Annotated in this window: 15 protein-coding genes; 5 read left to right on the top strand and 10 right to left on the bottom strand. The window is 65.1% G+C overall.

Annotated features, from left to right (window positions below; genetic code table 11):
* Nucleotides 1–12 precede the first annotated feature (12 nt).
* The 7 genes from AB4Z16_RS19340 to map all read right to left on the bottom strand — a co-directional run bounded on the left by AB4Z16_RS19340 (nt 13) and on the right by map (nt 6,391).
* Nucleotides 13–762: a proteasome-type protease gene (locus tag AB4Z16_RS19340; RefSeq protein WP_441512964.1), complete on the bottom strand. Its 750-nt coding sequence runs from the start codon at nt 760–762 to the stop codon at nt 13–15.
* A 106-nt stretch (nt 763–868) separates the two neighbouring features.
* Nucleotides 869–1,696 carry a transglutaminase family protein gene (locus tag AB4Z16_RS19335; protein WP_441512963.1) on the bottom strand — a complete coding sequence of 276 codons (828 nt, stop codon included), beginning with the start codon at nt 1,694–1,696 and terminating at the stop codon, nt 869–871.
* 64 nt (nt 1,697–1,760) lie between these two features.
* Nucleotides 1,761–2,702 (bottom strand): alpha-E domain-containing protein, encoded by a 942-nt coding sequence (locus tag AB4Z16_RS19330; RefSeq protein ID WP_441512962.1) that lies wholly within the window; start codon nt 2,700–2,702, stop codon nt 1,761–1,763.
* Between the two features lie 73 nt (nt 2,703–2,775).
* Nucleotides 2,776–4,191, bottom strand: a complete 1,416-nt coding sequence (locus tag AB4Z16_RS19325) for a circularly permuted type 2 ATP-grasp protein (protein WP_441512961.1) — start codon at nt 4,189–4,191, stop codon at nt 2,776–2,778.
* A 203-nt stretch (nt 4,192–4,394) separates the two neighbouring features.
* Nucleotides 4,395–4,766 (bottom strand): DUF488 domain-containing protein, encoded by a 372-nt coding sequence (locus AB4Z16_RS19320; RefSeq protein ID WP_441512960.1) that lies wholly within the window; start codon nt 4,764–4,766, stop codon nt 4,395–4,397.
* A 32-nt stretch (nt 4,767–4,798) separates the two neighbouring features.
* Nucleotides 4,799–5,503 carry a RadC family protein gene (gene radC, locus AB4Z16_RS19315; protein WP_441513085.1) on the bottom strand — a complete coding sequence of 235 codons (705 nt, stop codon included), beginning with the start codon at nt 5,501–5,503 and terminating at the stop codon, nt 4,799–4,801.
* Nucleotides 5,504–5,566: 63 nt separating this feature from the next.
* Complete coding sequence (gene map, locus AB4Z16_RS19310; protein WP_441512959.1) at nt 5,567–6,391, bottom strand: type I methionyl aminopeptidase; 825 nt, start codon at nt 6,389–6,391, stop codon at nt 5,567–5,569.
* Nucleotides 6,392–6,611: 220 nt separating this feature from the next.
* Here map and AB4Z16_RS19305 point away from each other — a divergent pair, with 220 nt between their 5' ends.
* The 5 genes from AB4Z16_RS19305 to gpt all read left to right on the top strand — a co-directional run bounded on the left by AB4Z16_RS19305 (nt 6,612) and on the right by gpt (nt 12,428).
* Nucleotides 6,612–7,793 (top strand): HD-GYP domain-containing protein, encoded by a 1,182-nt coding sequence (locus tag AB4Z16_RS19305; protein ID WP_441512958.1) that lies wholly within the window; start codon nt 6,612–6,614, stop codon nt 7,791–7,793.
* A gap of 74 nt (nt 7,794–7,867) precedes the next feature.
* The gene (locus AB4Z16_RS19300) at nt 7,868–8,713 is read left to right on the top strand and encodes an FkbM family methyltransferase (RefSeq protein WP_441512957.1); all 846 of its coding nucleotides are present in this window, start codon (nt 7,868–7,870) and stop codon (nt 8,711–8,713) included.
* 179 nt (nt 8,714–8,892) lie between these two features.
* Nucleotides 8,893–9,660 (top strand): competence/damage-inducible protein A, encoded by a 768-nt coding sequence (locus tag AB4Z16_RS19295; RefSeq protein WP_441512956.1) that lies wholly within the window; start codon nt 8,893–8,895, stop codon nt 9,658–9,660.
* A gap of 327 nt (nt 9,661–9,987) precedes the next feature.
* Nucleotides 9,988–11,796, top strand: coding sequence for a methyl-accepting chemotaxis protein (locus tag AB4Z16_RS19290; protein WP_441512955.1), 1,809 nt, complete (start codon nt 9,988–9,990; stop codon nt 11,794–11,796).
* 122 nt (nt 11,797–11,918) lie between these two features.
* Complete coding sequence (gpt, locus tag AB4Z16_RS19285) at nt 11,919–12,428, top strand: xanthine phosphoribosyltransferase (RefSeq protein ID WP_441471690.1); 510 nt, start codon at nt 11,919–11,921, stop codon at nt 12,426–12,428.
* Between the two features lie 16 nt (nt 12,429–12,444).
* On the opposite strand, the gene AB4Z16_RS19280 is transcribed toward gpt, so the two are convergent.
* The 3 genes from AB4Z16_RS19280 to AB4Z16_RS19270 all read right to left on the bottom strand — a co-directional run bounded on the left by AB4Z16_RS19280 (nt 12,445) and on the right by AB4Z16_RS19270 (nt 14,511).
* Entirely contained in the window at nt 12,445–13,338 is an 894-nt protein-coding gene (locus AB4Z16_RS19280) for a DMT family transporter (RefSeq protein WP_441512954.1), read from the bottom strand.
* 115 nt (nt 13,339–13,453) lie between these two features.
* Nucleotides 13,454–13,897: a DUF1330 domain-containing protein gene (locus tag AB4Z16_RS19275; RefSeq protein WP_441512953.1), complete on the bottom strand. Its 444-nt coding sequence runs from the start codon at nt 13,895–13,897 to the stop codon at nt 13,454–13,456.
* Complete coding sequence (locus tag AB4Z16_RS19270; protein ID WP_441512952.1) at nt 13,894–14,511, bottom strand: DUF2239 family protein; 618 nt, start codon at nt 14,509–14,511, stop codon at nt 13,894–13,896. Before AB4Z16_RS19270 ends, AB4Z16_RS19275 begins: the two co-directional genes overlap by 4 nt.
* Nucleotides 14,512–14,599: the final 88 nt, after the last annotated feature.

Below are 14,599 nucleotides of genomic sequence, written 5' to 3'. Positions count from 1 at the left end.
CACCCGACGGCGTCAAGAGTCGGATGGAGCGTAAGGTGGGCGCGGAATCGCCATATGGGCAGCCCGCAGTGCGGCGGACCAGCGCTCGCGCAAATCGTGGAAATAGGGTTCTCCGGCCTCGATCCGCCTGTTGAGTTCGAGATCGTCGGCGTCCCGCCGCATGACGAGCAGGTCGATCGGCAAACCGACGCCGAGATTGGAGCGCATCGTCGAATCCATCGAAATCAATCCGACCTTGAGGGCGTCGTAGAGATGCGTCTTGAAGGTCACGGCGCGGTCGAGAATCGGCTTGCCGTATTTGTGTTCGCCGATTTGCAGGAAGGGCGCGTCTACGCCGCATTCGATGAAGTTGCCTGCGCCATAAACCATGAAGAGCCGCATCGGCTGCCCCTTGATCTGCCCACCGAACAGCATCGAGATGTCGAACTTGACCCGCGCTTCCTCGAGGGCCGTGCCGTCGATCTCGCGGACATGGCGAATGCAGCGCCCGACGAGTTGGGCGGCACGGAACATCGAGCTCGCATTGTGCAGGGTGTCGATCTCGCCGGTCTCGGGGTTTGGCAGGCCTTCGTGCAGGAAGCTCACCACCGACTGGGTGATCGAGAGGTTGCCGGCGGTCATCAGACCGAAGTTGCGGTCCCCCGGCCATGAGAAGACATGGAGCTTACGGAAGGTCGAGATGTCGTCCAGCCCGGCATTGGTGCGGGTATCGGCGATCATGACGAGGCCATCCTGCACAAGGATTCCGGCGCAGTAGGTCACGGGGCATGTCCTTGCATCTGCAGCACTCCCAGAGCATCGGACCGAAAAGTGGAATCCATTCTTCGGAGAAATCCGATGCTAGAATAACGAGCCGGATCGGGCGCGATCACTGATTGGCGAAACGCCCTTCGGCCTCCCGGGCGCTGACGAGCACATTGAGGTTCTCGCCTTCGCCGCCCTGACGCGAGCCGCGCACCGGCGCGGCATCGGCGAAATCGAGCCCCACGGCCACGCGAACATGCGTATCGATGGGGCAGAGGCCGTTGGCGCAGTCGAAACCGATCCAGCCATAGTCGTCCAGATGCACCTCTGCCCAGGCATGGGCACCGTTGCCGTGCGGCAGGCCGTCGGCCTGTGCGACATAGCCCGAGACGTAGCGTGCGGGCATGCCGAGATGCCGGGCGCAGGCCATGAAGACATGCGCGACATCCTGCGCGATCGCCTCCTGCGCGGCAAAGGCCGCGATCGCTCCGACCCCGCTGCGGCCACTGGCATCGATGCAATTCATCCGATCGCCGACGGCAGCCATAAGAGCATGCATCTGCGACAAGGGCGTGGCGGCGCCCGCCGTCACCTCGTCAGCGAAGCTGCGCAGGGCGTCATCATGCCCCGTCATCAGGGTATCGCGTCGATAAACCTCGCAAGGGACGCGTTCGAGACCGCCGCGGACCGCGCCGGCCAGATCGACGGTCTCGATCAGCCCATCGATGCGGATGCCGAGCGAGGAGATCGGGCCTTCGGCGTAGAAGCTATGGACGATGTTGCCATGCGCATCCTGCGTGGCGCGCAAACGGCCGTCGACGCTCGGCTCGATGCGCCAGGACATCACATGCTGGCCGTCATGGTCGCGCGGCGTCAAACGCAGAATCTGCGTGATGTGGCGCGCCGGCTCGGCGTAGTCGTAGCTGATCGTGTGGGAGATCCTGATCCGCATGGTCCAATCCGAGCGGGTTACCGCGGCCGCGTTCTTGCCGAGAGCCTGAACACGAGCAAGGCTTTCATTGCAGATACTGCTCGAAGATGGTGTTGCCGAGGCGGTTGTTCTCCGTGATGAACTCTTCGATGAATTCGTGCAGCCCGTGCTCGAAGACATCGTCGATGCGGGTGTTGCTCAGGCCCCCCAGCGTCTTGCGCGCCTGGCGCTGGGATGAACCCTGCCGGCCATAGGCATCGCCGAGATGGTCGAGGAAGCGCGAGATGTTCTCGTAGCAGGCGGCGAGCGATCGCGGCATGCGGCGGTTCAGGATGAGCAGGTCTGCGACCAGTATCGGCTTCACCGCCTCGCGATAGACCCAGTGATAGGCCGTCAGCGCCGAGACCTCGCGCAGCACCGTGGTCCACTGGAAGTAGTCGAGCGAGCCGCCGACCTGCTCGTTGGCCGGCAGCAGCACATGATACTTCACGTCGAGGATGCGGGCGGTGTTGTCGGCGCGCTCGATATAGACGCCGAGCCGCGAGAACCAGTAGCTGTCGTCGCGCAGCATGGTGCGGTAGGCCGAGCCGTCGAAGACCAGCGAGACGTTCTTCACCCAGTCGAGGAAGCGAGCGAATTCCTCGCGGTCCATCCGCTTCTTCTCGAAGCGCTGCAGTTCAAGCCAGGCGCCGTTGAGCGCGTCCCACATCTCCGAGGTCAGCGCCGTGCGCACGGCGCGCGCATTGGAGCGTGCCTGGGCGAGGCAGTTGCGGATGGAGGAGGGATTGTCCGGGTTGAAGGTCAGGAAGTCGCAGACATTGCGCTCATTCGCTTCGCCATAGGCCCGGGCGAAGGTGTCCTCGCAGCCGGCCGTCAAGACCGCGCTCTGCCATTCCGTGCCGGCGCCGCCATAGGTCGACGGGAGGTTGGTGAGGCGGGTCGTGGCGTCGAGGATGCGGGCCAGATATTCAGCCCGCTCGACATAGCGGGAAACCCAATAGAGGCTGTCTGCGGTACGCGAGAGCATGGTCAGCGAGAGCCTTTCCGCAGCATGGCAGGCGATTCCGGAAGCGAGATGGCCGTGCGAAGGACGGGGTTCGTCATGCGTCGAGCACCCAGGTGTCCTTGGTGCCGCCGCCCTGGCTGGAATTGACGACGAGCGAGCCTTCCTTGAGCGCGACGCGGGTCAGCCCGCCGGGAACGCAGGAGATGCCGTTGGCGCCGCTGAGCACATAGGGGCGCAAATCGACATGGCGGGGCGCCACGCCCGAGGCGACGAAGGTCGGGCAGGTCGAGAGCGCCAACGTCGGCTGGGCGATGAAGCCGTCCGGCTGGGCCTTGAGCTTGCGGCGGAAGGCCTCGATCTGCGCCTTGTTGGCGTGCGGGCCAACGAGCATGCCGTAGCCGCCCGAGCCGTTGACCTCCTTGACGACGAGCTTCTCGAGATTGTCGAGGACATAGGCGTTGGCTTCGGGTTCGCGGCAGCGGAAGGTCGGGACGTTCTTCAGGATCGGCTCCTCGCCGGTGAAGAACTTCACGATCTCCGGCATGTAGCTGTAGACCGCCTTGTCGTCGGCAACGCCGGTGCCGACTGCGTTGGCCAGCGTAACGTTGCCGGCCTTGTAGGCCCCGATGATGCCGGGCACGCCGAGGATCGAATCGCTGCGGAAGACGAGCGGATCGATGAAATCATCGTCGATACGCCGGTAGATCACGTCGACGCGCTTGGGGCCCTGGGTGGTCCTCATATAGACCACGTCGTCCTTGACCAGCAGGTCAGAGCCCTCGACCAGTTCGACGCCGAGCTTGTCGGCCAGGAACGAGTGCTCGTAGAAGGCCGAATTGTACTGGCCAGGCGTCAGCAGGCAGATCGTCGGGTCGGAAGGCGCGCTGCGCGGCGCGACCGAGCGCAACGTCGCCAGCAACTGATCCGGATAATTGTCGACCGGTGCGACGCGATGCATGGCGAAGAGCTCAGGGAAGAGCCGGAGCATCACTTCGCGGTTCTCCATCATGTAGGAGACGCCCGAGGGGGTGCGCGCATTGTCTTCCAGCACGTAGAAGGTGTCGGCGTCGACGCGCACCACATCGATGCCGGCGATATGGCAGTAGATGCCGTGCGGCACCTTGAAGTCGACCATTTCAAGCTGGTAGCAGGCGTTCCGGTAGACCAGATCCGGTGGAATGATGCCGGCCTTGAGGCATTCCTTCGGCCCGTAGACATCGGCCAGGAACATGTTGAGCGCGGTGACGCGCTGGCGCAGGCCCGCTTCCAGCTTGGTCCATTCCGGCTTGGTCAGGACGCGCGGGATGATATCGAAGGGGATCAGCCGTTCGGTGGATTCTGCGTCGCCGTAGACGGCGAAGGTAATGCCGATACGCCGGAAGAACAGCTCGGCCTGGCTGCGCCGCAGAGCCAGCGTTTCCGGCGGAGCCTCCTTCAGCCAACGGTCGAGAGCTCCGTAGGCAGGCCGCAGCTCCGTGCCCAAGCCGGTCATTTCATCGAATGCGACCATGCAGCCTCTTCCCCTTTTCGGTCAGCCTATGCGCATTCGCTGGCGTTCGGGAAGAGGGGGAAGAGGCGGCCAATTGATCGGCCTGCCTAATTCATGGGCAATAGTGAGGAGCGAAGTCCTCACGCAGCTGAGCGGCAACACCCGGCGGTCCAGCTGAGGCGGCAGCGACCGCTTCTATTCAAGGCTCCGTAACGGAAGCGCTTCTAGCCGGTTTTCGTCGAGCTGCGCCGTTGCTGCAGCCAGATCCTCAGGGCCTCGGCGTTGTTGTGATGCTCGTCTTTGGCGGCGTAGAGCAAGGCCACAGGACCTTCCTTGAGCTTCTCGTCCAGCGTGCAAAGTGCAGCCTGCGCCGGGGCGGTGCCGAGTTCTGCCGCATAGGCTGCGCAAAACTCATCCCAGCGATCGGGATGGCCGTGGAATTCATGCCGCAAGGCATCGCTGGGCGCGATGTCCTTGAGCCAGAGATCGATTCTGTCCTTCGAGACGCCGCGCGGCCACAGCCGGTCGACCAGAATCCGCATGCCGTCGCCGGGCGCCGGCGGATCATAGACCCGTTTCACTGTCAGCTGCGACATGCGCTCTGCCTCCCGTAGCGCGGGCTTGCGGCTCAGATCAGGCCGAGGCTGCGGAAGCTCGCATGGCCGTCTCGGCCGACGATGATGTGGTCGTGAATGGCGATGCCGAGCGGCTTGGCGATGTCGACGAGCTCGCGGGTCATCCGCATGTCGGCCCCGGAGGGCGTCGGGTCGCCCGAGGGGTGGTTGTGGACGAGGATGATCGCCGAAGCCGAAAGTTCCAGCGCCCTGCGCATGACCTCGCGCGGATAGACCGGCGTGTGATCGACCGTGCCGGTCTGCTGCACTTCATCGGCGATGAGCGCGTTCTTCTTGTCGAGGAAGAGGATGCGGAACTGCTCGCGCTCGGCGAAGGCCATCGCCATCCGGCAATAGTCGAGTACCGAGGACCAGGAGGAGACTACGGTGCGCTTGGCGACGGCGCCCTTGGCCATGCGCTTCAGCGCGGCTTCGACGATCTTGAGATCGAGCGCCACGCCCTCGCCGACGCCCTTGGCCTCGGTCAACCGCGAGGCGGGAGCCGCCAGGACCTCGGCGAAGGAGCCGAAGCGCTGGATCAGCTCCTTGGCGAGCGGCTTGACGTCGCGCTGTGGGATCGAGCGGAAGAGCAGCAGCTCCAGCAGTTCGTAGTCGGGCAGCGCATCGGCGCCTGCCTCCTGAAAGCGGGCGCGCAGGCGATCGCGATGGCCGTGGTAGTGCGGCCGCCGGGGCCTGGGCCGTGGAGACCGCCGGGACAGCGGATTCTGCGAACAGTCCCGCGGGCGAGGGCGCTTTGCGCGATCCCTTGCCCTGGCGCTCGCTCATTTCGCCGCGAGCGGATTGTCGAGGCCGCCTGGCGAGAGCGTGAAGATCTCGCAGCCTGTCTCGGTGACGCCGATCTGATGTTCGAACTGGGCCGAGAGCGAACGGTCGCGCGTCACCGCGGTCCAACCGTCGGAGAGCACCTTCACCCCCGACTTGCCGAGATTGATCATCGGCTCGATGGTGAAGACCATGCCGGGCTTCAGCTCGATGCCCTCGCCGGGGCTGCCATAGTGCAGGATGTTCGGCGCGTCGTGGAAGAGCTGACCGATGCCGTGGCCGCAGAAGTCGCGCACCACCGAGCAGCGCTCGGCCTCGGCATAGCGCTGAATCGCGAAGCCGATATCTCCGGTCGTGGCGCCGGCGCGCACCGCCTTGATGCCACGCAGCAGGCTCTCATAGGTGATCTCGACCAGGCGCTCGGCTTTCCGCGAGATGTCGCCGACGCCGTACATGCGGCTGGAATCGCCGTGCCAGCCATCGACGATCAGCGTGTAGTCGATGTTGAGGACATCACCCTCGCGCAGCGGCTTGTCGTCGGGAATGCCGTGGCAGACGACATGGTTGATCGAGGTGCAGATCGACTTGGTGTAGCCGCGATAGAACAAGGTCGCCGGGTAGGCGCCGTTGTCCATGGCGAACTGGAAGGCGAGATCATCGAGACGCTGGGTGGTGACGCCCGGCTTGACATAGGAGCCGAGCATGTCCAGCCCCGCCGCCGTCAGCCGGCCGGCCTTATGCATGGCCGCGAAGGCCTCGGGGCCATGAATCTTGATGGCAGGCTCGCGCGGACGCGAGCGGCCGATGGTGTCTTCGAATGTCATCGCGCGCGGAAAACTCCTCCCCCCTTATCTATTGCGTTTGGTGGGGCGCGCAAGCCGGTTGAGCGCGGGAGGCATGCGCAAGCCACGCGGCGGCGGCGGCAATGCCGTAAGGTTCGTTGCGAGCGAATGATTATTGCCCGGAAATTCGTGGAATTGTAACTTTTTTGAGGCAATTCGTTGCCTCGCCGTCGATCCGACCGGCTCGCTTACCTTTGGACATATGCAAGCGACTGTCTCCAGCCTGGCCGCCGATACTCCCGATCCGACGCTGAGCGCGCTCGATGCGCTGGTGCTCGATCTTGCGATGGCCCGCGGGCTCGACGAGGTCATGGCGGTGGTGCGCCGGAATGCGCGGGGACTGACCGGCGCAGACGGCATCAGCTTCGTCCTGCGCGAGAATGGCCGTTGCTACTATGCCGACGAGGACGCCATCACCCCGCTCTGGAAAGGCCAGCGCTTCCCGATGGAAGCCTGCATTTCAGGCTGGGCCATGCAGCATGGCGAGGTCGTGGTCATCGAGGACATCTACGCAGACGATCGCATTCCCCATGCGGCCTATCGGCCGACCTTCGTGCGCAGCCTCGTGATGGTGCCGGTGAGGCAGGATGATCCGGTCGCCGCGATCGGTGCCTATTGGGCGCGCCGTCATCGTCCCCAGCCGGACGTGATCCGGGCCCTGCGGCGGATCGCCAACAGCGCGTCCGTCGCCATGACGAACATCGCGCTGGTGAACTCGCTTTCGGCCGCATTGGAGGAAGCCGAGCGGGCGAAGGATGCCATCATTCTGGCCATGGCGTCGCTGGCGGAGACGCGCGACAACGAGACGGCCAACCATGTCCGCCGCACGCAGTATTATTTGCGGGCACTCGCGGAGGGCGCCCGGGAGCGTGGGCTCTTCTCCGAGGAGCTGAACGACGCGACCCTGGAGCTGCTGTTCAAGTCCGCCCCGCTGCACGACATCGGCAAGGTCGGCATTCCCGACAGCATTCTGCTGAAACCCGGCAAGCTCGACGAGGAAGAGCGCGCGGTGATGCAGACGCATGCCGAGCTCGGACGCCTCGCCATCGCCAATGCCGAGCGCCATCTGGGCGCATCGAGCTCGTTTCTCCGGCTCGCCAAGGAAATCGCCTACACGCATCATGAGCGCTGGGACGGGGCCGGCTACCCGCAAGGTCTCGCCGGGCTGGCCATTCCGCTGGCGGGGCGGCTGATGGCGATTGCCGACGTCTATGACGCACTCGTCACGGAGCGAGTCTACAAGCCGGCGATGACGCATGATGAAGCGGTCGCAGTGGTCCTGAGTGAGCGCGGTCGGCAGTTCGATCCGCGGCTCGTCGACGTCTTCATCGCGATCGCGCCCCTGTTCGGCGAGATTCATTCGCGTTTCGCCGACGCGCGGTGACGCCTGGCGATTGTGTGTCCTGACGACTGGCGTCCCGGCGCCGCGAGGTGTATCAGGCTGGCCCGATGGCCATCATGATCGATCAATCCGCTGGCGAAGAGCGGCCTTACGGCGCCTTTGCCCCGAAAGCCTTTATCGGGCGTATCATCGCCTGGACGCGTGCTACCTCCGACAGCTTCCTGGGGCGCAAGCTCGCCCTTGCGCTGCGCAGCATCGCCCTGCGCGCGCTCGACGGCACTCCTGTCGACATCGAGGCGCTGGGCGCCAGGATGCGGCTCCATCCGAACGGCAATATCTGCGAGAAGCGCGTTCTGTTCACGCCGCAGAGCTTCGACGTGTCGGAGCGCGAGATGCTGGCGGCCCGGCTGCGCGAAGGCTTCACCTTCATCGATGTCGGCGCGAATGTCGGCGCCTATTCCTTGTTCGTGGCCTCGCAGGCGGGGCGCGGCGCGCGCATCCTCGCGGTCGAGCCGCAGCCGGATATCTTCGCACGGCTCGCTTTCAACATCGCGCAGAACCCGTTCGGCACGATCAAGGCGGTGGCCTGCGCCCTGGCCGACAAGCCGGGCGAACTCACCCTGTTCATCGACCAGGCCAATCGCGGCGAGTCGAGCGTCCGCATCATCAATTCGAGCGCGGGAACCGCGCTGAAGGTGCCGGCCATGACGCTACTCGCCCTGGTCCAGGGCGAGGGCTATGAGCGGATCGATGCGATCAAGCTCGATGTCGAGGGCGCGGAGGACATCATTCTCGAGCCCTTCCTGCGCGATGCGCCGGAGACGCTCTGGCCGGGCTTCATCATCATCGAGGATTCGCGCCAGCGCTGGCAGAGCGATCTCGTCGGCCTGCTGACGCGCAGCGGTTACGAACTCGTTTCGCAGACGCGGCTCAATCTCGCCTTCGAGCGCAAGCGCGCCTGAACCGAGGCCTTCGCGGTGCCGCCACAGCGCCGCGTCAATGTGCCTTCGATCGCCGCCCGCCCCACTGGGCCCTGGGGCGGCGATCTATCTCATTTTCTGAGCATTGGATGCGTCCGAAAGTGGGTACCGCTTTTCGGTCCTATGCCCTAGCTCTTGTGCTGAAAGCTAGGAGCGCCGCCATGACCGCCAGTGAAGCCAGTTCCTCCGCCGTCATGGTCACGGCCGCGATTCTCGTGATCGGCGACGAGATCCTCTCGGGGCGCACGAAGGACAAGAACATCGGCTATATCGCCGAGTACCTCACCAATATCGGCATCGAGCTGCGCGAGGTCCGGGTGGTGCCGGATGTGAAGGAGGAGATCGTCGCGGCGCTCAACGCCCTGCGGGGGCGCTACAGCTATGTCTTCACCACCGGCGGCATCGGGCCGACCCATGACGACATCACGGCGGATTCCGTCGCGGCCGCTTTCGGCGTCGCCATCGACTACGATCCGCGCGCGGTCGCCATGCTGTCGGAGCGCTTCTCGCCGGCCGAACTCAACGAGGCGCGCATGCGGATGGCCCGGATCCCGGCCGGCGCCGAGCTGATCGCCAACGCGATCTCGAAGGCGCCGGGCTTCAATATCGGGAATGTCTATGTGATGGCCGGCGTTCCGGCGATCATGCAGGCGATGCTGGACGTTGTGGCGCCGACTTTGCGGACAGGGACGAAGATCCTCTCCGATACGGTCCGCGCCGGCTTGCGCGAGGGCGATATCGGCGGCCCGCTGGCGGAGATCGCCAAGGCTCATCCGGCGGTCTCTATCGGTTCCTATCCGTTCTGGTCGGAGATCGGGCCCGACACGAACATCGTCGTGCGGTCGCGCGAAGCAGGCAAACTCGAGGCCGCTATGGCCGACGTGAAGGCTATGATTGATGTTGAAAAATTAAAATATAAAGAAGCATAAATAGCTGATGCGACCTTTGCGGTTATAATACAATTCATCTCTTTTTTCTTGCCGGAGAACGGTGCGGAAGCGCCTTGTGTCGTCCTGCTTATTGCTTTGATGTAATATCTTTTCGGGCGAATATTTCTTTGTTTCGTGATTTGTGAGGTGATGAGCCGGGTATGCATCATTCATAAACCGGTAGCTGTCATGATTCTGCAGTAGTCGAAAAGAATTCGGCTCATGTCGCTGCGTTTTCGCGTGGCGGGCGTTCGATAGCGGCTTTCATGACGGCGCTGGCCCGAGACGAAGCCTGATGCGCTGGGCCGCGCCAAAAGGGGGATATCGATGTCGCTCTTTTCCGGCCTATTCTCGAACAAGCACACGGCGGCCCAGCTCGCGGCGATCAACCGATCGCAAGCCGTCATCGAATTCGACATCGACGGGAAGATACTCGGCGCGAATGAGAATTTCCTGACCACGATGGGCTATGCGCTGGCGGAGATCGAAGGTCAGCATCACAGCATGTTCGTGACGCCGGAAGAAAAGACCAGCGCGAGATACAGGCAGTTCTGGGCCGATCTCGGACGAGGTGAGTTTTCGCGTGGCCAATACCTTCGTGTCGGCAAGGGCGGCAAAGAAATCTGGATTCAGGCGAGCTACAACCCGATCATGGGCGCGGGCGGCAAGCTGGTCGGGGTGATCAAATACGCTTTCGATATCACCGAACAGAAGAACCGCCTGGCCGATCTCGAAGGGCAGCGTGCCGCGATCGACAAGGCGCAGGCCGTCATCGAGTTCGACCTCACCGGCAAGATCCTGCATGCGAACGAGAATTTCCTGAATGTTCTCGGCTATGAGCTCGCGCAGATCGTCGGACAGCACCACCGCATGTTCGTCGATCCCGCCGAGCGGGAGTCGCCAGCCTATCGCAACTTCTGGGAGCGCCTGAGCAGGGGCGAGTACGATGCCGGGCAGTATCGGCGCATCGGCAAGGGTGGCAGAGAGGTCTGGATCCAGGCGAGCTACAACCCGATCCTCGATGCGCAGGGGCGGCCCTACAAGGTCGTGAAGTTCGCCACTGACATCACGGCCACCTTCAAGGGCAAGCAGCTCGAGGCCGCCGTGAAGGAGACGAGTGAGGTCATCGCGCGCGCCAAGAACAAGGACCTGACCGGCCGCGTGCCGCTGGAAGGCAAGAACGGGGAGGTCGCGACGCTCTGCAACGGCGTCAACGATCTGCTCGACACGCTGGCTGAGGTGGTCGGCTCGGTGCGCGAGATTTCGGCGCGTATCGATGGGGCCTCGCTGAAGATCACGTCCGACAGCCAGCAATTGGCGGAGCGCACGGAGGCCAATGCTTCGAGCCTGCAGCAGACGGCGGCGACGACTGAGGAGCTCGCGGCTTCGGTCAAGCACAGTGCAGGCAATTCGAAGATGGCGGTGCAGCTTGGCAATGAGGCGAGCGAGGTCGCCGCGCGGGGCGGAGCCATCGTCACCGAGGCGGTGGAGGCGATGGGCAGGATCGAGCAGGCGTCGTCCGGCATCTCCGAGATCATCTCGATGATCGACGAAATCGCCTTCCAGACGAACCTGCTGGCGCTCAATGCGGCCGTAGAAGCGGCCCGCGCCGGCGATGCCGGACGCGGCTTCGCGGTGGTCGCGACCGAGGTGCGCGCGCTCGCCGCCCGCTGCAGCGAGTCGGCCAATGGCGTCAAGGCGTTGATCGCGAACTCCGCGCAACAGATTCAAGCCGGCGTCGGTCTCGTCAAGGATGCCGGCTCGACGCTGCGCGAGATCGTCGATGCGGCCTCGAAGGTCGCCTCCACCGTCAGCGAGATCTCGCAGGCGACGACCGAGCAGGCGAACGGCATCGACGAGATGGCGCGCACCGTCGCGCATATGGACGAGATCACGCAGCAGAATTCGCTGCTCGCAGAGCAGAGCGCCCGTGTTGCCCGCGATCTCCAGCAGGAGACCGAGCAACTGAGCACGATGGCTTCGTCCTTCCGGCTCGGAAGCGAGCACGCGCGCCCGGCGCTGCAACCCGTCCGCGCTGCGGCGCCGGCGCTGCGCGCCGTGCCGTCGGTGGCGCCGATCCCGCGCGGCCGAAAGGTGGCATCCGGCGGCGGAGCGGATGGCTGGGCCGAGTTTTGAGGCGGATTCGCCGGCCCCGGCTGGGGATGTTCGGTACGTCCCTCTTGTCAGGCGCGCGCTGATAGGGTTTTCCGACAGGAAACGGCGCCGCGGGCGCCGCCACCTGTCCGGAGTGCAGCGCCATGGCCGAACCGTCCTCGAACAAGGCTTTCCCGGTTTCCTGGGATCAGTTCCACCGCGATGCCCGCGCGCTCGCCTGGCGCCTCGCGGAGAAGGGGCCCTTCGAGGCCATGGTCTGCATCACCCGCGGCGGGCTGGTGCCGGCGGCAATCATCTGCCGCGAGCTCGGCCTTCGCATGATCGAGACGGTGTGCGTCGCCAGCTATCACGACTACAGGAACCAGTCCGAGCTCAGGGTGCTCAAGGACATCGCGCCGAACATCAAGGCGATCGGCGACGGCAAGGGCAAGGGCGTGCTGGTGGTCGACGATCTGACCGACACGGGCAAGACGGCGCGCGTCGTGCGCGAGATGCTCCCGAACGCGCATTTCGCCACGGTCTATGCCAAGCCGGCCGGCGTTCCGACGGTCGACACCTTCGTCACCGAGGTCAGCCAGGATACCTGGATCTACTTCCCCTGGGATATGGCTCTCACCTATGTCGAGCCGATCGCCAAGGGGCATCAGGGCTGAGATGCCGTCCCGTCGCTCAGCCGACTGACGGCGAGCGGAAGGCGACCAGCATCCCCGTCACAACCACGGCCATGCCGACGAGCTCTGTCGGCGTGGGCGTTTCCGCCAGCAGCAGGGCGCTGGAACTCGCGGTCACGACCGGCACCAGCGGCAGGAACAGCGTCGCTCTCGCCGCCCCGAGCATCGCCACCGTGCGGGCGTAGAGATAGAGTGCGACCACGCCGACGAGCACGCCCTGATATAGCGCTTGCAACAGCAGCTCGGCGAGGGGTGCCCGCGCCATGTGGATGGGCAGCGCCAGCGCGACGACCACGAGCAGTGGCACCGAGAGCAGGCACGAGGCTGCGGTGACCTCGATCGAGCTTGCGCCCCAGCGCCTGGCCAGCAGCCCGAAGATCGACCACAGGCAGGCGATCAGCACGAAGAGCAGATCGCCGATCCAGGCGTCTGGCCGCGACGGCGTCGCGGCCAGCGCGTCGCGCGAGAAGATGCCGATACCGAGCACGATGATGCCGAGCCCGGCGAGACGCATCCGCCCGGCGCTCTCGCCGGTGACGAGGAAGACGAGCAGGGCGGTGAAGACCGGGATCAGGCCGGGCGAGATAATCGAGGAGTGCAGGGCCGGCGCGAAATGGGCGCCGCCGACCAGAAGCAGGCTATAGAGCGGGCCGATCAGCAACGCCATGATCCAGGCGCGCGGCCAGCCCAGCGAGCCGACGGGGAAGGGGCGCATATGCTTCAGCGCCCAGGGCAGCAATACGGCTCCGGCCGAGACGAAGCGAAGGATCGTCACGTCGGCCGGCGTCAGGTCGATCAGCATGGCGTGCCGGGAGACGACTGATTGCACACCCCATATCAGTGAGGTCAGCAGCCCGCAGATGATGCCGAGCCATTGCGCGCGGGTGGTCATGTCGGGGCGGCCTTGCGAATTCGGGGGCGGGGCGCGGTGCGCGCAGTGCCGCCGCTATGCCGTTGGGCAGAGGGCCCCGCAATGGCGCCAGGCGCAGCCCGCCCCGGCGTCCCGCCTATGCCGCGCGCATGTCGCCGGCCAACGGCGGCATCTGGACCAGTGGCAACAGGCGGGAATCCTCGATGGCGGCGAGACGGTGCCCATAGCCGGAGAGGTAGCCTTCATGGCTGGCGAAGGCGAGAAAGTTCTGCACGGAGGACTGCCGGACCAGCATGGCGCGATCCCAGCGCTCGCCTTCCGGGCCGATGAAGAACGGACCGCCTTCGCCGATGAAGAGCAGCTTACCGCCGCTGGCCTCCAGATAGGGCTGGGAATGCGCGATGTAACGCTCGAAGGCCTGCGCGCCGCTGATCGGTTCGTCCGGCGCGAGCTGCGGCGTGGCGGCATAGTCCGCGATCTCCCGAAGGCGCAGGAGATTGAGCATCACGACCTCGCCGGCAATGCTGCGCCGGAAGAGGTCGCGGCCGGATTCCCAGCTCGGGGCGAGATAGGCGGTCATCGCTGCGCCTCCGGATCGGCCGGGCCTGCCCGCAGCTTCTCCGCATAGGCGCGGATATCGGCGGGCCATGTCCGGCTGTGCGTGGCGAAGCCTTCGTCATTGCCGGCGAAGAGGGCGCGCGTGGCTTCCTCGAAGCCCTCGCGGTTGCCCGCCATGGCAGAGATGAAGGCGTAGGCCGCGGCCTGCGCCGCGCGGGCCTGGCCGCGCCCGCCATCGTTCTTGCGGGCTTCGTCGACAAGGCGCCGCAGGACCTGGGAAGCGCCACCGGGTTGGAGGGCCAGCCAGTCCCAATGCCGTGGCAGCAACGTGACCTCGCGCGCGACTACGCCGAGCTTGGGCCTGCCCCGGCCGCGCGGCGCCTCGGTGCCCTCTGCTTCCGGCGCAGTCTGTGAGGCCGTGCCGGGCTCGGGCGCAAGCCGTCCGACGATCTCGGCATCGCTGCCGCGCAGATCGAGATCGACGACCTTTCCGGTCGCGTCGTCGAAGACGAGGATCGCGGCCTCCGGGTGGGATGCCAGTGCCGCCTTCACGGCCAGCGCGACGGCAGGCAGCCGGCCACTGGCGATGCAGGTGGTGTCCTGGAAGGCGGTGCAGGGGGGCGAACTGGCGGACATCGGGGCTCCTCGATCGAAAAGTCTATTACCCGGGTAATTTTACTGAAGCAATATAATCCGGGTAAAATTTATCTGACGCGGCCATTCG

Origin of the sequence: Allobosea sp. TAF32, assembly GCF_052113585.1 — a bacterium.
In the GTDB taxonomy this organism is placed as follows: domain Bacteria; phylum Pseudomonadota; class Alphaproteobacteria; order Rhizobiales; family Beijerinckiaceae; genus Allobosea.
The sequence above is the reverse complement of the archived record's forward strand: the minus strand, read 5'-3'. Positions and strand labels throughout refer to the sequence as shown.